At 66.4% G+C, this 21,720-nt stretch carries 20 protein-coding genes; 11 read left to right on the plus strand and 9 right to left on the minus strand.

Translation table 11 applies throughout. The features are described 5' to 3' along the window. Window positions 1–225: 225 nt before the first annotated feature. Together IFT63_RS03400 and IFT63_RS03405 are read right to left on the minus strand one after the other, a co-directional pair. Window positions 226–996: a C40 family peptidase gene (locus IFT63_RS03400; RefSeq protein WP_042612276.1), complete on the minus strand. Its 771-nt coding sequence runs from the start codon at window positions 994–996 to the stop codon at window positions 226–228. A 132-nt stretch (window positions 997–1,128) separates the two neighbouring features. After that, window positions 1,129–1,665 carry a C40 family peptidase gene (locus tag IFT63_RS03405; protein WP_192083253.1) on the minus strand — a complete coding sequence of 179 codons (537 nt, stop codon included), beginning with the start codon at window positions 1,663–1,665 and terminating at the stop codon, window positions 1,129–1,131. A 117-nt stretch (window positions 1,666–1,782) separates the two neighbouring features. On the opposite strand from IFT63_RS03405, the gene IFT63_RS03410 reads away from it, so the two are divergent. From IFT63_RS03410 to IFT63_RS03435, 6 genes are all read left to right on the plus strand, one after another. Then, window positions 1,783–2,262, plus strand: a complete 480-nt coding sequence (locus IFT63_RS03410) for a peptidylprolyl isomerase (protein ID WP_042612288.1) — start codon at window positions 1,783–1,785, stop codon at window positions 2,260–2,262. A gap of 609 nt (window positions 2,263–2,871) precedes the next feature. After that, on the plus strand, window positions 2,872–4,128 hold the full coding sequence (locus tag IFT63_RS03415; RefSeq protein WP_192083254.1) for a DUF418 domain-containing protein: 1,257 nt from the start codon (window positions 2,872–2,874) through the stop codon (window positions 4,126–4,128). Window positions 4,129–4,214: 86 nt separating this feature from the next. Further along, window positions 4,215–5,582, plus strand: coding sequence for a glutathione-disulfide reductase (gene gorA, locus IFT63_RS03420; protein ID WP_192083255.1), 1,368 nt, complete (start codon window positions 4,215–4,217; stop codon window positions 5,580–5,582). A 99-nt stretch (window positions 5,583–5,681) separates the two neighbouring features. Continuing rightward, the gene (locus IFT63_RS03425) at window positions 5,682–6,599 is read left to right on the plus strand and encodes a DMT family transporter (RefSeq protein WP_192083256.1); all 918 of its coding nucleotides are present in this window, start codon (window positions 5,682–5,684) and stop codon (window positions 6,597–6,599) included. Next, window positions 6,563–6,934: an MGMT family protein gene (locus tag IFT63_RS03430; protein WP_232767835.1), complete on the plus strand. Its 372-nt coding sequence runs from the start codon at window positions 6,563–6,565 to the stop codon at window positions 6,932–6,934. The genes IFT63_RS03425 and IFT63_RS03430 overlap by 37 nt, the downstream gene beginning before the upstream one ends. Before the next feature lie 92 nt (window positions 6,935–7,026). Then, the gene (locus IFT63_RS03435; protein ID WP_042614086.1) at window positions 7,027–7,698 is read left to right on the plus strand and encodes a rhomboid family intramembrane serine protease; all 672 of its coding nucleotides are present in this window, start codon (window positions 7,027–7,029) and stop codon (window positions 7,696–7,698) included. An 80-nt stretch (window positions 7,699–7,778) separates the two neighbouring features. Here IFT63_RS03435 and IFT63_RS03440 read toward each other — a convergent pair whose 3' ends face one another. After that, the gene (locus tag IFT63_RS03440) at window positions 7,779–8,255 is read right to left on the minus strand and encodes a VOC family protein (RefSeq protein ID WP_042614085.1); all 477 of its coding nucleotides are present in this window, start codon (window positions 8,253–8,255) and stop codon (window positions 7,779–7,781) included. 150 nt (window positions 8,256–8,405) lie between these two features. On the opposite strand from IFT63_RS03440, the gene IFT63_RS17710 reads away from it, so the two are divergent. Next, window positions 8,406–9,158, plus strand: a complete 753-nt coding sequence (locus IFT63_RS17710) for a DUF4166 domain-containing protein (protein WP_052811979.1) — start codon at window positions 8,406–8,408, stop codon at window positions 9,156–9,158. 155 nt (window positions 9,159–9,313) lie between these two features. Further along, entirely contained in the window at window positions 9,314–12,337 is a 3,024-nt protein-coding gene (locus IFT63_RS03450) for a TonB-dependent receptor (RefSeq protein WP_192083257.1), read from the plus strand. Window positions 12,338–12,414: 77 nt separating this feature from the next. On the opposite strand, the gene IFT63_RS03455 is transcribed toward IFT63_RS03450, so the two are convergent. Then, window positions 12,415–14,421 (minus strand): M13 family metallopeptidase, encoded by a 2,007-nt coding sequence (locus tag IFT63_RS03455; RefSeq protein WP_192083258.1) that lies wholly within the window; start codon window positions 14,419–14,421, stop codon window positions 12,415–12,417. A 158-nt stretch (window positions 14,422–14,579) separates the two neighbouring features. Beyond that, window positions 14,580–16,685, minus strand: coding sequence for a M13-type metalloendopeptidase (locus IFT63_RS03460; protein WP_101100678.1), 2,106 nt, complete (start codon window positions 16,683–16,685; stop codon window positions 14,580–14,582). A gap of 253 nt (window positions 16,686–16,938) precedes the next feature. Here IFT63_RS03460 and apbC point away from each other — a divergent pair, with 253 nt between their 5' ends. After that, on the plus strand, window positions 16,939–17,793 hold the full coding sequence (apbC, locus tag IFT63_RS03465) for an iron-sulfur cluster carrier protein ApbC (protein ID WP_042614082.1): 855 nt from the start codon (window positions 16,939–16,941) through the stop codon (window positions 17,791–17,793). Between the two features lie 63 nt (window positions 17,794–17,856). Continuing rightward, a complete protein-coding gene (gene dcd / locus IFT63_RS03470) occupies window positions 17,857–18,429 on the plus strand; it encodes a dCTP deaminase (RefSeq protein ID WP_042614081.1) in 573 nt (190 codons plus the stop codon). A 49-nt stretch (window positions 18,430–18,478) separates the two neighbouring features. Here the strand turns inward: dcd and IFT63_RS03475 are convergent, their stop codons facing one another. From IFT63_RS03475 to IFT63_RS03490, 4 genes are all read right to left on the minus strand, one after another. Further along, on the minus strand, window positions 18,479–18,646 hold the full coding sequence (locus IFT63_RS03475; protein WP_042614080.1) for a DUF5668 domain-containing protein: 168 nt from the start codon (window positions 18,644–18,646) through the stop codon (window positions 18,479–18,481). 16 nt (window positions 18,647–18,662) lie between these two features. Beyond that, window positions 18,663–19,085 (minus strand): HIT family protein, encoded by a 423-nt coding sequence (locus tag IFT63_RS03480; protein ID WP_042614079.1) that lies wholly within the window; start codon window positions 19,083–19,085, stop codon window positions 18,663–18,665. After that, window positions 19,082–19,756, minus strand: coding sequence for a dienelactone hydrolase family protein (locus tag IFT63_RS03485; RefSeq protein WP_192083259.1), 675 nt, complete (start codon window positions 19,754–19,756; stop codon window positions 19,082–19,084). The genes IFT63_RS03480 and IFT63_RS03485 overlap by 4 nt, the downstream gene beginning before the upstream one ends. 68 nt (window positions 19,757–19,824) lie before the next feature. Next, entirely contained in the window at window positions 19,825–20,064 is a 240-nt protein-coding gene (locus IFT63_RS03490; protein ID WP_192083260.1) for a hypothetical protein, read from the minus strand. A gap of 259 nt (window positions 20,065–20,323) precedes the next feature. Here IFT63_RS03490 and rimO point away from each other — a divergent pair, with 259 nt between their 5' ends. Further along, complete coding sequence (rimO, locus tag IFT63_RS03495) at window positions 20,324–21,697, plus strand: 30S ribosomal protein S12 methylthiotransferase RimO (protein ID WP_192083261.1); 1,374 nt, start codon at window positions 20,324–20,326, stop codon at window positions 21,695–21,697. The last annotated feature ends 23 nt before the right edge of the window (window positions 21,698–21,720 follow it).

Genomic DNA, 21,720 nt, shown 5'->3' on the forward strand with positions numbered 1-21,720 from the left:
CCTGTCCTTGTAGAGGGGCGGTCGACTACTCAGGAACACGTGCGTGCCGCCCCCACGCCGCCATCCCGGAAGGACATGGCTGCCCGACCGCCGCCGGATCCATTCCGGGGATACCAATGCAAACGCGGTTGGCAGCCGATAGCGGCCATTGGATTGGAGATCCGCCCATGAAAAAAAGCCGCTGCAGGGCAGCGGCTTTCAACATGCGGCGCGGTATGGCGGGTCTTACAGTTCGACCCGGCGCGCCTGCATGAACTTGTTGCCCCAGTAGCCGGTCAGCAGGGTGTCCACGCGGACGTCCTTGCCGGTGCTCGGCGCATGCAGGAAGCGGCCTTCGCCGACATAGATACCGACGTGGTCCACGCGGCCCTTGCGGCCGAAGAACACCAGGTCGCCTTCGGTCAGCGCGGTGCGGTCGGCGATCAGCTGGTTGTTGCGGTCGCTGGCCATGTCGCGGGAAACGCGCGGCAGCTCGACGCCCAGCGCGGTGCGGAACACATAGCCGACCAGGCCGCTGCAGTCGAAACCGCTGTCCGGGGTGTTGCCGCCCCAGCGGTACGGCGTGCCCAGCAGGGTCATCGCACGGCGCAGGACCGACTGGATCTTGCCGTTCTCTTCGGCGCCGCCGACCACGATCGAACCCGATGCGCTGGTGTCGTAGTTGGCGAGCAGGCGGCTGAGGTCGCCGGCAACCATCGCCGAACGGTCCATCAGGGGAATGCTGTCATTGGCTGCAAGATGCGGCAGCAGGGCGGCCAGGGTGGCGCTGGCGGCGGCATCGGCGCGGCTGCGCGTGGGAGCCGCTTCGGTCTTGGCTTTTACAACGGCTACGGCGGCTTCGGCAGTGGCCGGGGTGGCCGGTGCATTTTGTGCCCAGGCCGGCGCGCTGGTGAGCACGAGAGCAAGGGAGAGCAGGGCGGCGCGCTGGATGCGCTGGGTCAGGCGGGGTGAATTCACGGCGCGCTGGCCTTCACACATCAGTTCGTCGGTCGTCACTCGGCGGTCACAGGGTTGGAAGCGATGGGCAATCATGCCCTGCCAAAGCGTGGAACAAGTACAAATTTCGTTAAAGTTTCGTTTGTTTCAGTGTGATTTGCATCACGTTTTGAAGCATTTGGCCTGTTCAGCTTAGTGCAGGACGCGTTTCGCTCCTGTGTAGTGGTCCTTCCAGTAGTGTCCGCCCAGGGAATCCAACCTGACGGTTCCACCAGAACTTGGCGCATGCACAAAGCGGCCTTCCCCTACATAAATTCCGACGTGGCTGACGTTGCCACGGCTGCCGAAGAACACCAGGTCGCCGGTCGCCAGCCGCTGGGGCTCGATCTTCGGGCCCTGCACGGCGGCCAGTTCGCGCGAGGTCCGCGGCAGCTTCAGATCCACCATCTCGCGGTAGACATAGGTGACCAGGCCGCTGCAGTCGAAGCCGGATTCGGGCGTGTTGCCTCCGTAGAGGTAAGGCGTACCGACCAGCCCGATGGCGCGCATCAGCACCGCATTGGCGACCTGCGGGTTGGCCGGGGACGTACTCGGCCAGACCTGCGTGGCGGGCGGCGGGGCGGCGGGGCGCCCGGTCTTTCCGCCACCGCAGGCCGTCAGTGCGGCGGCGGCGATCAGCAGCGCCACGGTGGCCACGCGGCGGTGCCGTCCGGTCGAAACTGGCGTCATGTGCGTGATCTCCGGATAATGCGCGACCTCAGATAGGCCGTCATGATGGCGGCGTACCCGTCGGGCGGCAACCCGCCCCCACCGCCTGCCCTTGGCAGTTACCAGACAGAGTTGCGCATGAAGATCGAAAAAGACCGCGTCGTCCGTTTCCACTACACCGTGTCCGAAGTCGGCCAGGAGCCGATCGAGTCCTCCAAGGACCGTGAGCCGCTGGCGATCCTGGTGGGCCACGGCAACATCATCCCGGGCCTGGAAAAGGCCATGGAAGACAAGGAAGCCGGCGCCACTTTCGGCGTGGACGTGGTTTCGGCCGATGCCTACGGCGAGCGCCGCGAGGGCCTGACCCAGCGCGTGCCGAAGAAGCATTTCGGCAAGGAAAAGCTGGTGCCGGGTGCGCAGGTCGTGCTGCAGACCAACTTCGGCCCGCGCGCGGTGACGGTGCAGAAGGTGGGCATGAGCGTGGTCGACGTTGACCTGAACCACCCGATGGCGGGCAAGGACCTGCACTTCGACGTGGAGATCATCGACGTGCGCGAAGCCAGCGAAGAAGAGATCCAGCACGGCCACGTGCACGGCGATGGCGGTCACCAGCACTGAGTGCTGAGCGCGTCTGAACCCGTTCGAACGGCCCGCGCAAGCGGGTCGTTTTTTTTTGGGCAACAGAAACATCAACGGCTGCAGGGCTGTGTGTTGGCGGGGCGGGGTGGGGTTGCGGGAATCGCCGTGGATCCGTCCATGGGGGCTCGCCATCCGCATCCATGCGGATGAGCGTTCCCGCCAACCCACCCCGCCCCACCTTCGACAGGTCCATGGGGGCCATGGAACCTTCGGTAGCGCCGACCCACGGTCGGCGGAATGTTCCCGCCAACGGCCCGCTGCGCTCGCCGACCATGGCTATGCCGCTCGTCCTGACCGGCACCCTTCGGGCCGTCGCAAGCGACGTTGGCAGCGGCTCCTGCCGCTGCCTTCGGCGCTACCGCTTTTCTCTTTTTCTACGCGGGTGGCGGCCACAGGAACCTGTCCAGACGCCGGGTGGGTGGGGTTGGCAGGACGCTGAGCCGCATGGATGCGGCGATGCAGCCTACAAGGACGTACTTGCGGCGTGTCCTGCCAACCCCACCCACCCGGCGTCAAACACGCAGCCTGCTTTCAAACAACAACCACCCGCGAGGGGGTCACACTCGTTCGACCCACCCCCACCGCATAATGGCGCCCCGCACCCCCGGATCCCCCGTGACCACCGCGACTCCTGCCTTGCAGCCGCTGCCCCCCGCCGACCGCATCACCGTGATGGACATCCTGCGTGGCGCCGCCCTGTTCGGCATCCTGTTGATGAACATCGAAGCGTTCACCGGTCCACTGGACCTGTCCTTCACCGGGGTGGATCCGCACTGGCACGGCATCGATTACCTCGCCGATGCGCTGGTGTATGTGTTCGTGCAGGGCAAATTCTTCCTGCTGTTCTCGCTTTTGTTCGGCGCTGGGTTCGCGGTGATGGCCCAGCGTGCACAGGGCGCCGGGCGGAACTTCACCCCGATCTACCTGCGTCGCAGCAGCGCCCTGCTGCTGATCGGCGCCTGCCATGCGCTGCTGGTGTGGTCCGGCGACATCCTGCTGGTGTATGCGCTGCTGTCCTTCCTGTTGCTGGTCACCCGGCGCTGGCCGCTGTCGATGCTGCCGGGGATGGGCGTGCTGGTGTATGCCTTCGCCGTGGGGCTCAGCCTGCTGTTCGCGCTGCTGGTGTGGGCGGCGGCGCGCGGTGGCAGCCCGCTGGACAGCGCAGGCAGCATGCGCGCGGCGCAGGAGGTCCTCGAAGCCCAGCGCCTGGCATATGGGCAGGGAAGCTGGGCGCAGGCCAATGTGCAGCGGTTGGCCGACCTGCGCCACATGATCGGCGGCATCCTGATCACCGGCCCGGAAATCTTCGGCATGTTCCTGATCGGGGCCTGGTTCGCGCGCAGCGGTGCACTGGCCGATCCCACGCGCTTTGCGCCTCTGTACGCGCGCCTGCGCTGGATCGCCATGCCCGTGGGCGTGGTGCTGATGCTGGCCAGCGCCGCGTGGCATCCCTACCTGGCGCCCGGCGAGTTCACCGTGCAGACCGGGCTGTCCTACGCGCTGGCCGCGGTGGCCAGCCTGTTGATGGCGCTCGGCTATCTGGGCTGGATCGTGCACGCGCGGCACGCACTGGGCTGGCTGGCCGCCCCGGGGCGGATGGCGCTGACCCACTACCTGCTGCAGTCGCTGCTGTGCACTTGGCTGTTCTTCGGCTATGGCCTGGGCTTCTTCGAGCAGCTGCCGCGTGCGTGGCAGCTGGTGTTCGCCGTGGCGTTGTTCGCGCTGCAGGTGGGCATCAGCAACCTGTGGCTGGCACGCTTCCGCCATGGCCCGATGGAATGGCTGTGGCGGGCGATGACCTACCTGCACTGGCCGCCGCTGCGGCGCACGCAGCCGACGCGCTGATCGGGCACCGTCACGTCTGGCGCGCGGCCGGCCGTGGCATGCTTTGCACTGCCCCCCCTGTTGACGCAACGAAGCGAGCGAGCCCGATGACAAACACTGCGCATGACTACGACCTGATCGTCCTGGGGGGCGGATCCGGCGGCCTGGCCGCTGCCTTCCGCGCGGCACAGCACGGCAGGAAGGTAGCGATGCTGGAGCCCGGCGAACTGGGCGGCACCTGTGTCAACGTCGGCTGCGTGCCGAAGAAGGCGATGTGGCTGGCCGCCGACCTGGCCGGGCGCATCGGCTTGGCCCGTGCGATGGGCTTCGACGTCCCACTGCGTCCGGCGCTGTCCTGGAAGGAACTGGTGGTGCATCGCCAGGCCTATATCGAGAACATCCATGTCAGCTATCGCAAGCGCCTGGACGAGACCGGCGTAGTGCGCGTACCACGTCGTGGGCGGCTGGTGGATGCGCATACGGTGGAGTGCAGCGACGGGGTGCGCATCAGCGGCGAGCACATCCTGCTGGCCACCGGCGCCCACCCCCAGCGCCCCGACATCCCCGGCGCGGAACTGGGCCTGGTGTCCGATGACTTCTTCAATCTGTGCGACGCACCGGAGCAGGTCGCGATCGTCGGCGGCGGCTACATCGCGGTGGAGCTGGCTGGGTTGCTGCAGGCGCTGGGTAGCCGGGTAACGTTGCTGGTGCGCGGTGGCCGGCTGCTGGACCGCTTCGATGGCGAACTGGCCGCGCAGCTGGCCGACAATCTGTGCCACCAGGGAGTGCGCATCCAGTTCGACTACCGCCTGCGTGAACTCCAGCGCGACGATGATGGCCAGCATGTGCGCGTGCTGGGCCACGATGGTCCGCTGGACAGCGTGTTCGATACGGTGTTCTTCGCCATTGGCCGGCGTGGCAACTCCACCGATATCGGCCTGGAGCAGGTCGGTGTGGCGGTGGGTGACCGCGGCGAGGTGATCGTCGATGAGTGGCAGGACACGTCCGTGCCAAGCATCCACGCGGTAGGGGACATCGGCGGCAAGGTGGGCCTGACGCCGGTGGCGATCGCCGCTGCGCGGCACCTGATGGACCGGCTGTTCGGCGGCAAGCCGGACGCGAAGATGGACTATGAGAACGTCCCCAGCGTGGTGTTCTCGCATCCCCCGTTGGGCATGGTCGGCCTGGGCGAAGAGGAGGCGCGCGCCCGGTACGGCGAAGTGCGCACCTACCACAGCAATTTCCGGCCGATGCTGCAGGCGCTGGCCGACGGCACCCAGCGCAGCATGTTCAAGCTGGTCTGCGTGGGTGCCGAAGAGCGCGTGGTCGGCGTACACCTGCTGGGCGAGGCGGCCGACGAGATCCTGCAGGGATTCGCGGTGGCGGTGAAGATGGGCGCGGCCAAGGCGCAGTTCGACGATACCGTGGCGATCCATCCCACCTCCTCGGAAGAGATCGTGCTGATGCGCGGCTGAGCGCGCCTGCCGGGCTTGGGTGGCAGGGTGGATCACGGTGCCGACCAAGGTCGGCACGACAAAGGGCAGGGCCGCACCCATGCGATAATGGCGCGCTCCATGAGCACTCCGTCGCCCATCGCCACCTCGTCCACCCGCATCGCGCTGGGAGGTATCGGGCTGGCTGCGATCGGTGCGGTGGCCGCGTCCGGCAAGGCCGTCATCGTCAAGCTGGGCCTGCGCCATGGCGTGGATCCGACCACGCTGCTGGCGCTGCGCATGGCGATGGCGTTTCCGCTGTTCCTGCTGCTGGCCTGGTGGTCCTCGCGCCGCGCAGCATCGCTGGGCTGGGCTGACCGCGCACGCGTCCTGTGGCTGGGTTTCACCGGCTATTACCTGTCCAGCTGGCTGGATTTCCAGGGGCTGCAGTACATCAGCGTGACGCTGGAAAGACTGATCCTGTACCTCAACCCGACCCTGGTGCTGCTGATCAACGTCCTGCTGGCGCGGCAACGCCCGGGCCGTTGGCAACTGGCCGCGCTGGCGCTCAGCTACGCCGGCGTACTGGTGGCGTTCGGCCACGACCTGCAGCGCGAAGGCGGGCAGATCGTGCTTGGCAGCCTGCTGGTGCTCGGCAGTGCGATCAGCTACGCGCTGTATCTGTTCGGCAGCGGGCAGGTGGTGGCGCGCATCGGCGCGGTGCGGCTGACCGCGCAGGCCAGCTGCGTGGCCTGCGTGCTGGTGCTGCTGCATTTCGGCCTGACCCATCCCTGGCCGCTGCTGTGGCAGGCACCGGCAGCGGTGCAGTGGCTGTCGCTGGTCAACGCCACGGTCTGCACGGTGCTGCCGGTGATGGCGATCATGCTGGCGGTCAAGCGCATCGGCTCGTCGCTGGCCGCGCAGGTCGGTATGCTCGGGCCGGTTTCCACGATCGTGATGAGTCTATGGCTGCTCGACGAACCGATGGGCCCGGCGCAGATCGCCGGCACCGTGCTGGTGCTGTGCGGGGTGCTGCTGGTGACCCGCCTGCGGCGCTGACCCCGGAGCAGGCGCGCGAGCGCATCCTGGCGGTGATCCGCGCCATTCCGGCCGGGCAGGTGATGGGATACGGGCAGGTCGCCGCGCGCGCCGGGTTGCCGGGCAGGGCGCGGCTGACCGCGCGCGTGCTGGGCATGAATGATGATCCGCAGCTGCCGTGGCACCGCGTGCTGCGCGCGGATGGCCGAATCGCCATGCCGGAGGGTTCGCGCGGCTGGCGTGAGCAGAGCCAGCGCCTGCGTGCCGAAGGCGTGGTGGTGGAACGAGGGCGCGTGCGGATGCCTGCGCTGGATCCGGCGCAGGCGCTGGATGCGGAGATCTGGGGGCCGCGCTGAGCGTGCCAGCGGCCTGAACGCGTGAGCGGCGGAAGACAACGCCATCCACGGGCGCTGCCGTTATGATGGAGGCCGTTCCAGAGGATGCCCCCATGCTTCCGCGACTGCCCACCGTTACCAAGGCGTTGCTGATCGCCAACGCGATCCTGTTCCTGCTGCAGCAGCCGTTCCTGCTGGGCGATGCGACCTTCGCACCGTTCATGCTGCAACCGCTGCAGGGCAGCTTCGATGCCTTTTCGCCCGGCGGTAATTTCCAGCCGTGGCAGCTGCTGACCTACGGTTTCCTGCATGGCAGCTTCGGCCATCTGTTCTTCAACATGCTCGCCGTCTTCATGTTCGGCGCACCGCTGGAACAGACCTGGGGCGAGAAACGCTTCCTGACCTTCTACTTGGTCTGCGTGGCCGGCGCCGGCCTGTGCCAGCTGCTGGTGGGCAGCCTGATGGAGAATCCGGCCACGGTGCTGGGGGCTTCCGGCGGCGTGTTCGGTCTGTTGCTGGCCTACGGCATGCTGTTCCCGAACCAGCGGGTGATGCTGCTGTTCCCACCGATTCCGATGAAGGCGCGCACGTTCGTGATCCTGTTCGGCGTGGGTGAACTGGTGCTGGGCGCCACCGGCTGGCAGCCGGGCGTGGCCCACTTCGCGCATCTGGGCGGCATGTTGTTCGGCTGGTTGCTGATCCGCTACTGGCGCGGCCAGCCGCCGTTCAAGCCGCGCCCGCCGGGCCCGCCGAAGCGGCCGAACCACCTGCGTTCGATCAAGTAAGACAGCCCAGGGTAGTGACGACCGCTGGCCGTCACGTGCGGGATGATCGGGTTGACGGCCAGCGGCCGTCACTACCGGGCTCACCGGATGGCGGCCTCGATGGTGGCGATGTCGATCTTGTGCATGGTCATCATGGCGTCGAAGGCGCGCTTGGCCAGCGCCTTGTCCGTACTGGTCACCGACTCCAGCAGGATGCGCGGGGTGATCTGCCAGGACACGCCCCAGCGGTCCTTGCACCAGCCGCACGCGCTTTCCTGGCCGCCGCTGCCGACGATGGCATTCCACAGCCGGTCGGTCTCGGCCTGGTCTTCGGTGGAAACCTGCAGTGAAAACGCTTCGGTCTGGCGGAAGGCGGGGCCACCATTGAGGCCGACGCAGGGCAGCCCGCAGACGGTGAACTCCACGGTCAGCACGTCGCCCTGGCTGCCTGATGGAAAGTCGCCGGGCGCATGATGGACGGCGACCACCTTGCTGTCCGGGAAGGTCTCCGCATAGAAGGTGGCCGCGTCCAGCGCGCCGTTGTCGTACCAGATGCAGACCGTGTTCTTGTGGACCATGGTGGTGCTCCCGAAGGGACGAGCGTGCAGCGATAGCACGGCCGATGTTAATCCCGGATCGTGTTCCACGGAGGCGCCGCCACGTTACCCTGTGGGCAGGGCGGACACGGACGGAACGCAGGTGAAGATTCTCATCCTCGGGGCTACGGTGTGTTCGGTGGGCGGCTGGCCCGGCTGCCGGCCGACCTTCCCGATCTTGAACTGCTGATCGAAGGGCGCAACCTGGCCGCGGCAAGTGCGTTCTGCAGCGCGTTTGCGGGCGATGCCCGCCTGCGCCCGCCTTCGCTGCAGCCGCTGTCTCCGCTGTTCCATCGGGTGTTGAACCGGATGAAGTCCGGCGAGCACCGTGGCGGCATGATGGTACGCGCCAAGGGGCTGCGTGCAGGCGTGTCCGTCGTGCAGAGCTGGCACTTGTTGGCCGAGGGCGATGACGGCCCCTACATTCCGTCGGTGGCCATCGAGGCGATCATCCGCAAGCTGCTGCAGGGGAGCGCCCTGCGGTGGGTGCGCGGGTGGCCACGCATGCGCTGCAACTGGCGGACTAATGAGCCGCTGTTCGAAGGCCGCTACACCCACACCGGATTCCGTCATGACGGAGCCGGTGCCAGCCTTTACCAACGCGTGCTGGGTACGGCGTATGCCACGCTGCCGGCGAGCGTGCAGGCCCTGCATGCGCCTTCGGCGGCGAAGCGTTGGCACGGCACCGCGCGCGTGGAGCGGGGCAGCGGGATGCTGTCGCGGTTGTTGGCAGGGAGGTTCGGGTTCCCCGCCGCAGGCGAGCAGGTGCCGGTCATGGTCGAGGTCACCGATGAGGCCGGTGGCGAGCGCTGGACGCGCACCCGGAGGGGAATACAGGTGTCGCGAGTGGCTGGAACCCCGCTTTCGGCTGTCGTGCCTGTGTGACCGAGGCGGGCTGATTGCGTAACGGAGCGCCGTCATCGACCATGAAACGCCCTCATGTCGTGTTCTTCGTAGGCCTGCGGTTCAGCTGCTTGTTCAACTTGTGTTGCAGATCTGCGGTGGACCGCGGCCTGCTTCCCCTTGGACAAGGAGTTTGCATGAGCAGCATCAAGCGGGCCGCACCATTGAAGCGGACCAGCATCGTCGTGGCCCTGATGTCGATCATCGGCGCGGCCTCCGCACAGAGCACCACCGGCTCGCTGTACGGCAGCGCACCGGGCGCTGCGGGCGCCTCGATCATCGTGGAGAGCGACAGCGGTTTGAAGCGCACCGTGGAGGTCAATGCCAACGGCCGTTACACCCTCGGTTCGTTGCCGGTCGGCAAGTACACCGTGACCCTGCAACGCGATGGCAAAGTGGTGCAGCAGCGCGACAACGTGCAGCTCAAGGTCGGTGCGGGCACCGATGTCTCCTTCGCCGAAGCGGCGGCCACCACGCTGGAAACCGTGACCGTGACGGCGGCCCAGCTGCCGAAGATCGATGTCACCAACACCGTCTCACGCTCGGTGATCACCTCCGAACAGCTGGATGTGCTGCCGCTGGGCCGCAGTGCCGAAGCGATCGCGCTGCTCGCGCCGGGCGTGGTCGCGGGCAGTGGGGCGTTCCTCAACGGTTCGCGTTCTTCGCTGTCCTTCGGCGGCGCCAGCGTCACGGAGAACGCGTACTACCTCAACGGCTTCAATGCCACCAATCCGCTCAACAACATCGGCGGGGTGAGCCTGCCCTACGGCTCGATCGACCAGCAGGAAACCTTCACCGGCGGCTACGGGGCCAGTTACGGACGCTCCACCGGCGGGGTGATCAACCAGCTCGGCAAGCGCGGGACCAGCCAGTGGCATTACGGTGTCCAGGCCACCTGGCAGCCGGGTTCGCTAGCCGAATCGCCGCGCGATATCCGCTACCCCGATGCTTCGCTGCCGCCCGGCTATCAACTGCAGGATCCAACCCTTCCCGGTTCGCTGTACCGTTCCAGACGCGGCGACAGGGCCGACCGGACCACCTACAGTGGCTATGTCAGCGGCCCGCTGATCGAAGACCGGCTGTTCGTGCACGTGGCTGGCGAGGTCGACAAGTCCAGCGGCGTCCTGACCCACAGCATCGAATCGGCACAGCAGGTGAAGCGCCATTACACCATCAATGCGCCGAAGTTCTACGGCAAGGTCGACTGGAACATCAACGACAGCAACACGCTGGAGTACACCCGCATCCAGAACACGGATCGCTACGACGCCTACTACCGTGCCTACGACTACCCGACACGGCAGGAAGGCGAGCGCACCGGCACGTTCGCCAACACCACCAAGCTGAAAGACAACTACGACATCTTCAAGTTCACCAGCTACCTCAGCGACGACCTGACGCTGAGCGCGCTGTGGGGGCGCAGCAGGCAGCGCAACCTGGACGCGAACCCCCTGAATTCGCCCAACCCGTTCATCAGCGGCGCCAACAACCAGGATCCCTCCATCACCGGTGGCACGCCGATCCGCAACGACCAGCCCGCCATGAATGACAAGGCCTCCAATGCGGGCAGCAACACGCGCGGCCTGCGCGTGGATCTGCAATACCGCATCGGCGACCACGAGCTCACCGCCGGCATCGACAACATGACCTTCCAGGCCAACAACGAGGGCCAGGCGATGACCGGTCCCGGCCATGCGTGGATCTATTCGCGCGTTGCCCCGGGCTCCTCGCCGGCGCCGGGCTTCGGCATCACCCCGCCCGGCGGTGATGGCTATTTCGTGCAGAAGTACATTTTCTCCACCACCACCAGCATGTCGCTGCAGCAGAAAGCGTACTACCTGGAAGACCGGTGGCAGGTGACCCCGGACTGGCTGCTGACCCTGGGCCTGCGCAACGACAAGTTCACCAACTACAACAGCGCAGGTGTCGCCTATGTGGAAAGTGGTGACCAGTGGGCCCCGCGGCTGGGCGCGGCCTGGGATGTGTTCGGCGATTCCTCGTTGAAGGTGTTCGCCAACCTGGGGCGCTACTACCTGGCGCTGCCCAACAGCGTGGCCATCCGTGGTGCATCGGCGTCGACGTATACCCGCGAGTATTTCACCTACAGCGGCATCGATGCCAACGGCAACCCGACTGGCCTGACCCCGCTGGGACCAGGGCCGGTCTCTTCCAACAACGAATACGGGCAGACGCCGGATCCACGTAGCGTGGCGCCGTCGGACCTGAAGTCGCAGTTCCAGGACGAGCTGATCCTCGGCTTTGAAAAGACCCTGGGCGAATCCTGGAACAGCGGCGCCAAGGCGACCTATCGCCGCCTGCAGACCGCAATCGACGACACCTGCGATTCCGGCCGGATTGCCGACAAACTGGACGCGATGGGGGTGGATTCCAGCACACTGGATATCCCCGGCTGCGTCATCTTCAATCCGGGCAAGAGCAACACCTTCCTGGTGAAGAAGCGTGACGGCTCGGGCTATGTCCCGGTGAGCATGAGTGGCGAGGATTGGGGGCTGGGTGGGCAGAAGGCCAAGCGTGACTACGTGGCGGTGGACCTGTTCATCGAGCACCCGATGCGCAACAACTGGTACGGTCGCGTGGACTACACCTGGTCGCGCAACTTCGGCAACACCGAGGGCCAGGTGAAGTCGGACCTGGGTCAGAAGGATGTGTCCAAGACCCAGGACTGGGATTCGTCGTACCTGATGGAGTACGCCGGCGGCTACCTGGCCAACGACCGTCGCCACCAGCTGAAGGGCTATGGCGCCTACCAGTTCACCGACGAATGGACGGCCTCGGCCACGCTGCGGGTGATGTCCGGTGCACCCAAGACCTGCCTGGGATACTACGGCGCCGATGAGAGTGACCCGATCAGTTATGGATCGTCGTACCACTACTGCAATGGCAGCCCGTCGCGTCCTGGCGATGCCGGTCGCCAGCCGTGGACCGCCCGCTTCGACCTCGGCGTGATGTATCGCCCCGGGTTTGCGCAGAAGCGGCTCGCGTTCGGGCTGGATGTGTTCAACGTGTTCAACCAGCGCCGCCCGCTGCAGTCCGAGAGCAAGTATGAGGAGGGCCCGTACACCGTCTCCAACATCTACGGCATCGGGACCTACTTCACTGCGCCGCGCTCGGCCCGGCTGACCGCCTCGTACGATTTCTGACGATCGAACGCTGCATCGGCCACTAAAAAAAGGGCGCCCCTCCGGGCGCCCTTCCTGTTGGGGCCCAAACAGCCGGCTCAACGCCAGACGCGGATCTGTTCGGCGTCGGTACGCTGCATCGGCTGGCCCGGCTTGCAGGTGAAGCTGGCGCCGAAGGCCGGCAGGTTGGCCAGCGGGCCATTGGTGCGCCACTTGCCCGGTGCTTCGATGTCCATGCTGGCGCGTGCCGCTGCTTCGTTGGGCGACAGCTGCTGCGGCCACAGGGCGGCCCAGGCAGTGAAGAAGCCCTGCTGGTCGGCCGGCTTGGCGTTGGCTTCGACGGCGCGGTAGGCCTCCCAGGCAAGTTCCAGCCCGGCCAGGTCGGCCAGGTTGTTGTCCGCGGTGAGCGCGCCGTTGACCTTGGCACCCTTCACGCCCGGGAAATCGTAGGCGCTGTACTGCGTGGCCATGCGCGTGCCGAGCAGGGTCCAGGCGGTCTTGTCGGCCGGGGTCCACCAGCTGCGCAGTTCGCCGCGCGCGTCGATCAGCGCGCCCTTGGCGTCGATCGCACGGGTCAGCTCATGGCCGACCAGTGCGCCGTAGCTGCCAAACTTGTTGGCCGCATTGGACTGGGCGTTGAAGATCGGGCCCTGCAGGGCGGCGGCGGTGACGATCAGGCGGTTCTGCGCCAGGTCATACGCCAGCGACGGCTGCTGTGGCAGCACGTCCCAGCGACGGTCTGCGTTGCCGCGGCCGATGCGCTTCATTTCTTCGCGGTGGCGCCAAGTGGAAGCGATCAGCATGTTGCCGCCGAAGCTGCCACGACCCATCGGCTGCACGCTGTAATCCAGGTCGCGCAGCGGGGTGCCGATCTCGATCTTCAACGCGCCCAGCTTGGCTTCCGCTTCGGCCTTGGCTTCGGCGCTCAGCCAGGTGCTGCGCTTGACTGCTTCGATCTGCGTTTCGCGCAGCTTGTCGATGATCCAGGCCGCCTGGCGGCGGTCTTCGGCGCTCAGGTGTTTGGCGGCGTACTCGCGGCCGAGCATCGGGCCGGCGGCCACGTTGATCGCATCCAGGACCTGCTCCCAGCGCGCGGCGGGCAGGGTCTGTGCACGCAGCACACGGCCACGGAATTCGAACTCGGCGTCACGGTAGGCCTTGGACAGGTACGGTGCCATCGCATCGCCCACGCGCCAGCGCAGGTAGGCCTTCCACTGGTCCGGCTTGATCCGGGTGACCATGCCGTCCAGCGCCTGGAACAGCGCGGCGTCGGACAGCGACACCAGGTCGTCGTTGACGCCCTGTACCTTCAGGAACGCGTCCAGCTGCAGGTTCTTGTAGCGGCCGTTGAGGTCGCGGGTGGAGATCGGCGCGTAGTTGCGGAACGGGTTGTTGAGGTCGGCCAGCGACTGCGCGTTGCGCGCCAGCTCGGTTTCCAGCGCGATCACCGAGGCGACTTCGGCATCCAGCTTGGCCGCAGGGGTGCCGGTCAGCGCCAGGATCTGCTTGACGTAGGCGCGGTAGCGGCCCATCACCGCGACGGTGTCGGCGTCGGTGCGGGTGTAGAAGGCCGGGTCCGGCAGGCCCATGCCGCCCTGCATGAAGTAGCCGATGTGCCGGTCCAGCGCCTTCAGGTCAACGTCCGGGCTGAAGTTGAACGCCACCGGGATACCGACCTGGTGCAGGGCGGCGATCGAAGCGGGGACATCCTTGGCGCGCTTGATCGCGTTGATGCGGGTCAGCAGCGGGGCGATCGGGTTGGAGCCATCGGCTTCCACCGCCGCTTCATCCAGGCCGCTGGCCCAGAAGTCGCCGAGCAGCTTCTGCACGTTGCCCTGCGGGCTGGCCATGGCGGCGTCCAGCAGTTCGCGCTGCTGCAGGCGGCTGCGCTCGACCAGCTGCCCCAGCGCGGTGGTGGCGCCGGTCTGCGGAACCGGGTTGGCCTTCAGCCAGGCGGCATTGGCCGCGTCGTGGAAATCGGTGCACTGGGCGCTGACGGCCGGCGCACGTGCGGCCTTCTTCTTGGCGGCGAGCGCATCGTGGGCGGGGACCAGCATGACCAGGCTGACGCCCAGGGAGATGGCAAGCGGACGAAGAGTGGGCATGTAGAGCAAATCCATGATGGATTAAGGGCGGGCGAACTATAGCAAGCCGGACATGTGCACGGCATGCACGCCAGCGCCGGTCACCCCGCGGCCGGCATCGCCAACGAAAAGGCCCGGGTTTCCCCGGGCCTCGCTTTCAACGCGGCGTCAGCCGTGGCTTACCAGATCACGACCTTGGCATCGCCAGCGCGCGACATCGGCGAACCGGCCTTGCACTGGAACGCGGCGGCGAAGGTCGGCAGGTTCGACGGCGCGCCCATCGCACGGAACTGCGCCGGTGCGTGCGGATCGGTGGCCAGGCGGACCTTGGCGTTTTCCGGGGTGTACTTGGTGCGCCACACGGTGGCCCAGTTGAAGAAGAAGCGCTGGTCGCGGGTGAAGCCATCGACCTTCGGATCTTCCTTGCCGGCCGACGCCTTCTGCAGCGCATCGTAGGCGGTTGCGAGGCCGCCCAGGTCGGCGATGTTCTCGCCCAGGGTCAGGCTGCCATCGACGGCCTGGCCATCCACCTTGTACTCGTTGAACTGCTTGACCAGCTTGCCGGTCAGGCCGGAGAAGTTCTTGCTGTCCGCTTCGGTCCACCAGTTCTCGAAGTTGCCGGTCGGTCCGAAACGGCTGCCCTGGTCGTCGTAACCATGGGTCATCTCGTGGCCGATCACCGCACCGATGCCGCCGTAGTTCAGCGCGTCGTCGGCGTTGGGATCGAAGAACGGCGGCTGCAGGATGGCGGCCGGGAACACGATCTCGTTCTGCAGGGGGTTGTAGTAGGCGTTGACGGTCTGCGGGGTCATGCCCCACTCGGTCTTGTCCACCGGCTGGCCGACCTTGGCCAGGTTGAATTTGTAGTTGAAGGCGTTGGCGGCGCGGACGTTGCCGAGGAAGCTGTCACGGCCGGTTTCCAGGCCGGACCAGTCACGCCACTTGTCCGGGTAGCCGATCTTCGGGGTGAAGGTTTCCCACTTGGCGATCGCCTTGGCCTTGGTCTCATCGCTCATCCAGGTCAGGCCCTGGATGCGCTCCTTGAGCGAATCGGCCAGGTTCTTCACCAGCGTTTCCATCTTCGCCTTGGCTTCCGGCGAGAAGGCGACCTTGACGTACAGCTGGCCGAACGCTTCGCCGGCACCGTTTTCGATGGTGCCCAGCACGCGCTTCCAACGCGGCTTCTGTTCCTTCTGGCCGTTGAGGGTCTTGCCGTAGAAGGCGTAGTTCTCATTGGCGAACGCATCGCTCAGGTACGGCGATGCGCTGTCCACGGTGTGGAAGCGCAGGTAGGCGCGCCACACCGCCGGATCGGTATCACCCAGCGCCTTGCTGACTTCTTCATGGAAGGCCGGGATGGCCAGCGAGAACTTCTCCGGCGCGGCTACGCCCTGGCTCTTGAAGAACTCGGTCCAGCTGAAGTTCGGGGTCAGGGTATCGGCTTCGGCCAGGGTGACCGGGTGGTAATACAGCGAGACGTCGCGCGACAGTTCGACGCTGGACTTGGAGGCCTTGGCCAGGCGGGTTTCGAACTTGATGACCTCGGCCGCCTGGGTGGCGGCGTCGGCGGCCGGCACGCCGGCCAGCTCCAGCACCTTGGCCACGTGGGCCTGGTAGGCCTGCAGCTTGTCGGCCTTGGCCGCGTCGGTATAGAAGGTCTTGTCCGGCAGGCCCAGGCCGCCCTGGCTGGCGTAGGCCATGTTCACGGCGGAATTCTTGAAGTCCGCTTCGGCGCCGAAGCCGAACAGCACGTTCTCGCCCTTGGCGGCGGTGTCACGCAGGTAGGCCGCGATGGCGGCCTTGTCGGACAGCGCGTCGATGGCGGCCAGGTCGGCCTTCAACGGCTCGATGCCCTGGGCGTTGATCTTGGCTTCGTCCATGCCGGTGGCCCACAGGTCACCGACCACCTTTTCGATGTGGTTCGGGTTCTTGACCTGCGCGACCTGCTCGGCCAGCTGGTGCTGGGCGGCGACCGAACGCTCGTCGAGGATGGTGAACGCGCCCCAGCTGGTGCGGTCGGCCGGGATTTCATTGGCGGCCAGCCACTTGCTGTTGACGTAGTCGCCGAAGGCGGTGCACGCGTCCAGCGTGGTGTCCAGGTCGCTGGGCTGGAAGGCGTTGTACGCCGGCAGCTTGGCCTGGTCCAGGGTGTAGGTGTGGGCTTCGGTGGCGGCGGCCGGGGTGGAGGCGGCGCCTTCCTTGGCCGGGGTTTCGCTCTTGCCGCAGCCGACCAGCGCGGCCGAAACGGCCAGGGTCAGCAGGACGATCTTGGGAGTACGGGTCACTTTTGTATGGCCTCCAGGCCGCGTGATGTCTGGGAAGGTTCCCAGAGGACGATAGGCCGGACGATACGCCTCCGGCCCAGCCTGCAAGGGTGTCGAAGGTCATGCCGGGGCGCAAGGGGCTCCGGTGGACAGGCTCGGCAAACGCTGGGCGGCGCCCGCATCAAGCCGCCACGCCACGCAGGCCAGCAGCGGCACGTGACCCACCGGCTTGTATCATGGCAGCCGACCGTCTTTAAGATTCCGGAGCACCGCAGTGAACAACCCGCAACGCCGTCCCCACGCCAGCCAGGTCCAGAAAGGACTGAGCCCGCATGCGCGCATCCGCAACGTCGTCGCGGTGGGCTCGGGCAAGGGCGGGGTCGGCAAGAGCACCACCTCGGTGAACCTGGCGGTGGCCCTGCAGCAGCTGGGCGTGCGCGTGGGGCTGCTGGATGCGGACATCTACGGCCCGTCGGTGCCTGCGATGATGGGTCTGTCCGGCCGCCCGGAAAGCCCGGACAACAAGAGCATCGAGCCGCCGCGCGCGTTCGGCGTGGACACCATGTCGATCGGCTACCTGATCGAGGACGAGACGCCAATGATCTGGCGCGGGCCGATGGCCACCTCGGCGATGACCCAGTTCTTCAACGACACCTTGTGGGACGACCTGGACGTGCTGCTGATCGACCTGCCGCCCGGCACCGGCGACATCCAGCTGACCCTGACCCAGAAGATTCCGCTGGCCGGCGCGGTGATCGTCACCACCCCGCAGGACATCGCCACCCTGGATGCACGCAAGGCGCTGAAGATGTTCGAGAAGGTAGAAGTGCCGGTGCTGGGCATCGTGGAAAACATGGCCGTGCACACCTGCAGCAACTGCGGCCACGTGGAGCATCTGTTCGGCCACGGTGGCGGGGAAAAGATGGCGGCGCAGTACGGTGTGCCGCTGCTGGGATCGCTGCCGCTGCAGATCGACATCCGCGAGCAGGGCGACGCCGGTACCCCGATCACCGCCGCGCAGCCCGAGTCCACTGCAGCGCAGGCCTACCGCCAGGCCGCCAGCCGGCTGCTGGAGGAACTGGCCAAGCGTCCGCGCGCTTCCATCCCGATCCTGTCCTCGCTGCTGTGAGGCGGTCGGGCCTGTAGAATCAGCTCCCGGGCGCGCGCCCGTCCCTCCCAGCCAGGACTTAGCATGAGCATCAAGAGTGACCGTTGGATCCGCCGCATGTCCGAACAGCACGGCATGATCGAGCCGTTCGAAGCCGGGCAGGTGAAGCAGGCCAACGGCGAGCGCATCGTCAGCTATGGCACGTCCAGCTATGGCTACGACGTGCGTTGCTCGCGCGAGTTCAAGGTGTTCACCAACATCAATTCCACCATCGTGGACCCCAAGCACTTCGACCCGAAGAGCTTCGTCGACGTGGTGGGCGATGAGTGCATCATTCCGCCCAACAGCTTCGCGCTGGCCCGCACGGTGGAGTTCTTCCGCATCCCGCGCGATACGTTGGTGGTGTGCCTGGGCAAGAGCACCTACGCGCGTTGCGGCATCATCGTCAACGTGACCCCGCTGGAGCCGGAGTGGGAAGGCCACGTGACCCTGGAATTCAGCAACACCACGCCGCTGCCGGCGCGCATCTACGCCAACGAAGGCGTGGCCCAGATGCTGTTCTTCCAGGCCGACCAGGATGACATCTGCGAGACGTCCTACAAGGACCGTGGCGGCAAGTACCAGGGCCAGACCGGCGTCACCCTGCCGCGCACCTGATCATCCGTGGCGTGCCGGCCCGGTTGGACCGGCACCGCCGGGCCGTGGCTTACTTGCCGCGGCCGAACAGCATGCCGATGCCCACCGCCACCAGGCCGACCGGCCACCAGGTGGTGAGCAGGCGGGTGAAGTTCATGTTGGTCCAGCCGAGGTTGGTGGCGAGCATGAACAGCCCGACCAGGATCAGCAGGATGGCAGCGACTAGATTGAAACGCATCGGAGTCTGCGAACGCTCAAGGGTGGGGCGGATATCCTAGCTTGTCCTTCCAGTGTGCGACACGCCGTTGCAGTTCGTCGGCGTCATGCCGATGCGCCTGGCCACTGCCCCAGACCGGTCCGGGCCAGGCCGGGTCGCCTTCATGGCGGCCGATCACGTGGAAATGCAGCTGGCGCACGATGTTGCCCAGTGCGCCGATGTTGATCTTCTCCACCCCGTCTTCGGACTTCAGTGCCTTGGAGGTGCGGTTGAGTTCGGTGCGCAGCTTGTCCTGCTGCTCGCCGTCCAGTTCGATCCACTCGGTGACACCGCCCAGCCGCGGCACGATCACCAGCCACGGGAAACGTTCGTCGTTCATCAGCCTGATCTGGGACAGGGGGCCTTCGGCCACCAGCACGCTGTCATTGGCCAGGCGCGTATCCAGTTCAAAATCGCTCATCCAAGATGCTCCGTGAAGAAGTCCAGGGTGCGTTGCAGCGCCAGGGCGGCGCTGTCTGGATCATACGCATGTCCGACGTCGCGGTTGAAGCCATGGTCGGCCGGGTAGACGAAGGTCTCCATCTTCGGCAGCTTCTCGCGGTGGGCGGCGATGGCTTCCGGCGGGATGCTCTTGTCCAGCGCGCCGAAGTGGAACATCACCGGCGCCTTCGGTGTTTCATCCAGGAACTGCACGTTGCGCGCCCCGTAGTAGCTGACCGACGGCAGGCCCAGACGCAGCGCGGCGAGCAGGGCGATGCTGCCACCCCAGCAGTAGCCCACGGTGCCGACCTTGCCATGGCCGGCCAGCCGGGTAGCCGCGGCGCGGACCAGCACCAGCGACTTTTCCACGCCGATGGCGTTGACCGCATCCAGGCCTGCCTTGACCCCGTCGTTGTCGTAGGGGAGCTCCAGCGGCTTGCCGCCGTCGGCGTCGTCGAGCAGGTCGAAGAAGGACGGCACCAGCACCGCATAGCCTTCGGCGGCGAAGCGCTCGGCCACCGAGCGCATGTGTTCGTTGACCCCGAAGATTTCCTGGATGACCACCAGGCCGCCGCGCGGGGTGCCTTCCGGCAGCGCCTCCCAGGCCCGGGCCTTGCCGTGGTGGGTATCCAGGGTGATCCAGTTGCCCATGGTGTGACGCCTCTTCAGTGTGATTTCGACAGCATTATCCTCCTCTGGGACGTCAGCGCGGGGTCAGCTCAGCGGCATCCCAGGTGTTGTGGGTGCTTGCCCTGCGCCCTCAGGTCGGCAAGAAAGGCCTCGAATTTGGCCATCGCCGCCTGCAGGTTCGCCTCGACGTATTCCACGCGGCGGACCACGGGCTGGCCGTTCGCGTAAAGCCGATAGGAGCAGGTGTAATGGTTGTCAGCGGCACGGGCGCCGGGTAGGGCGGCGGCCAGCAGCACGGCGGCCAGGCAGGTGGCGGCAAAGGGTTTCATCGGGGGCTCCTGTTGAATGGATGCCGGCACCGTGCCGGCCCGGCACGCGGGCGATGTCTGTCGCGCGCCCGTCCATCCTGTGACTGTCTGGGCTGTCTGACCATGCGAAATGCTGTGGAATCCACGTAGGTGACTAGCGTGTCCTTGCCGTGACCACCTGTGGGCCGGGCAGGGTTCAGGGGCGCCCGGCGGGCCCGGTATACTTGTCCGATCCAGGCCCCCAGGCCACGCCCGGCCCAGGCCCCCAGAGTCCCGATCCATGTCCCAGCTGAACCCCAAAGTCGGCTTCGTCAGCCTTGGCTGTCCGAAGGCCCTCGTCGATTCCGAGCGCATCCTCACCCAGTTGCGGGTAGAGGGATACGACATCGTCCCGACCTACGACGCCGCCGACGTGGTGGTGGTCAACACCTGTGGCTTCATCGATTCGGCGGTGACCGAATCGCTGGATGCGATCGGCGAGGCGATGAACGCCAACGGCAAGGTGATCGTCACCGGCTGCCTGGGCAAGCGCCCGGAGCAGATCCGCGAGGCGTACCCGGACGTGCTGGCCGTGTCCGGGCCGCAGGACTACCAGAGCGTGATGGAAGCGGTGCATGCGGCAATTCCGCCGCGTCACGACCCCTTCGTGGACCTGGTGCCGGACTACGGGGTCAAGCTGACCCCGCGGCATTACGCGTACCTGAAGATTTCCGAAGGCTGCAACCACAAGTGCAGCTTCTGCATCATTCCTTCGATGCGCGGCAAGCTGGTTTCGCGGCCGGTGGATGAGGTGCTGCGCGAAGCCGAACGCCTGGTGCGTGGCGGTGTGCGCGAACTGCTGGTGGTGTCCCAGGACACCTCCGCCTACGGCGTGGACGTCAAGTACGCCGAGCGCATGTGGCGCGACAAGGCCTACCAGACGCGGATGAAGTCGTTGTGCGAAGGTCTGTCCGAGCTGGATGCCTGGGTGCGGATGCACTACGTGTACCCGTACCCGCACGTGGACGAGATGGTGCCGCTGATGGCGGAAAACCGCATCCTGCCGTACCTGGACATTCCGTTCCAGCACGCCAGCCCGCGCATCCTGCGGCTGATGAAGCGTCCGGGTGCGGTGGAAAAAACCCTGGAGCGGGTACAGAACTGGCGCCGCATCGCGCCGGACATCACCGTGCGCTCGACCTTCATCGTCGGCTTCCCCGGCGAAACCGAAACCGAATTCGAGGAACTGCTGTCGTTCCTGGATGAGGCGCAGCTGGACCGTGTCGGTGCGTTCGCGTACTCGCCGGTGCAAGGCGCCACGGCCAACGACCTGCCCGATCCGGTGCCGGAAGAAGTGAAGCAGGAGCGCCTGGCGCGTTTCATGGAAAAGCAGGCGCAGATTTCCGCCTCGCGGCTGGAAGCCAAGATCGGGACCGTGCAGCAGTGCCTGGTCGATGCAATCGAGGGTGATATCGCGGTGGCGCGTTCCAAGGCCGACGCGCCGGAGATCGATGGGCTGGTGCATATCCAGAATGCCGATGAGGTGACCCTGCGGGTCGGCGATTTCGTCGACGTGGAAATCACCGAGAGCGATGAGCACGATCTGTACGGCGATGCATTGCCGCCGACGGCTGTGCCAGGCGCCCGCAAGGCGCTCGACCTGAAGATGCTGTGACCCAGGCAGACGCGCCTGATCCC

Origin of the sequence: Stenotrophomonas sp. CFBP 13724 (assembly GCF_014841975.1) — a bacterium.
Lineage (GTDB): Bacteria > Pseudomonadota > Gammaproteobacteria > Xanthomonadales > Xanthomonadaceae > Stenotrophomonas > Stenotrophomonas lacuserhaii.

Bases quoted from the DNA above. Each gene is read 5' to 3' on its own strand.
- IFT63_RS03405 (WP_192083253.1), bottom strand. From the start codon at position 1,665: ATGACGCCAGTTTCGACCGGACGGCACCGCCGCGTGGCCACCGTGGCG.
- IFT63_RS03475 (WP_042614080.1), bottom strand. From the start codon at position 18,646: ATGCGTTTCAATCTAGTCGCTGCCATCCTGCTGATCCTGGTCGGGCTG.
- IFT63_RS03455 (WP_192083258.1), bottom strand. From the start codon at position 14,421: ATGCCCACTCTTCGTCCGCTTGCCATCTCCCTGGGCGTCAGCCTGGTC.
- IFT63_RS03415 (WP_192083254.1), top strand. From the start codon at position 2,872: ATGGCGCCCCGCACCCCCGGATCCCCCGTGACCACCGCGACTCCTGCC.
- IFT63_RS03435 (WP_042614086.1), top strand. From the start codon at position 7,027: ATGCTTCCGCGACTGCCCACCGTTACCAAGGCGTTGCTGATCGCCAAC.
- dcd (WP_042614081.1), top strand. From the start codon at position 17,857: ATGAGCATCAAGAGTGACCGTTGGATCCGCCGCATGTCCGAACAGCAC.
- rimO (WP_192083261.1), top strand. From the start codon at position 20,324: ATGTCCCAGCTGAACCCCAAAGTCGGCTTCGTCAGCCTTGGCTGTCCG.
- IFT63_RS03425 (WP_192083256.1), top strand. From the start codon at position 5,682: ATGAGCACTCCGTCGCCCATCGCCACCTCGTCCACCCGCATCGCGCTG.
- IFT63_RS03485 (WP_192083259.1), bottom strand. From the start codon at position 19,756: ATGGGCAACTGGATCACCCTGGATACCCACCACGGCAAGGCCCGGGCC.
- IFT63_RS03410 (WP_042612288.1), top strand. From the start codon at position 1,783: ATGAAGATCGAAAAAGACCGCGTCGTCCGTTTCCACTACACCGTGTCC.
- IFT63_RS03450 (WP_192083257.1), top strand. From the start codon at position 9,314: ATGAGCAGCATCAAGCGGGCCGCACCATTGAAGCGGACCAGCATCGTC.
- IFT63_RS03490 (WP_192083260.1), bottom strand. From the start codon at position 20,064: ATGAAACCCTTTGCCGCCACCTGCCTGGCCGCCGTGCTGCTGGCCGCC.
- IFT63_RS03440 (WP_042614085.1), bottom strand. From the start codon at position 8,255: ATGGTCCACAAGAACACGGTCTGCATCTGGTACGACAACGGCGCGCTG.
- IFT63_RS03480 (WP_042614079.1), bottom strand. From the start codon at position 19,085: ATGAGCGATTTTGAACTGGATACGCGCCTGGCCAATGACAGCGTGCTG.
- gorA (WP_192083255.1), top strand. From the start codon at position 4,215: ATGACAAACACTGCGCATGACTACGACCTGATCGTCCTGGGGGGCGGA.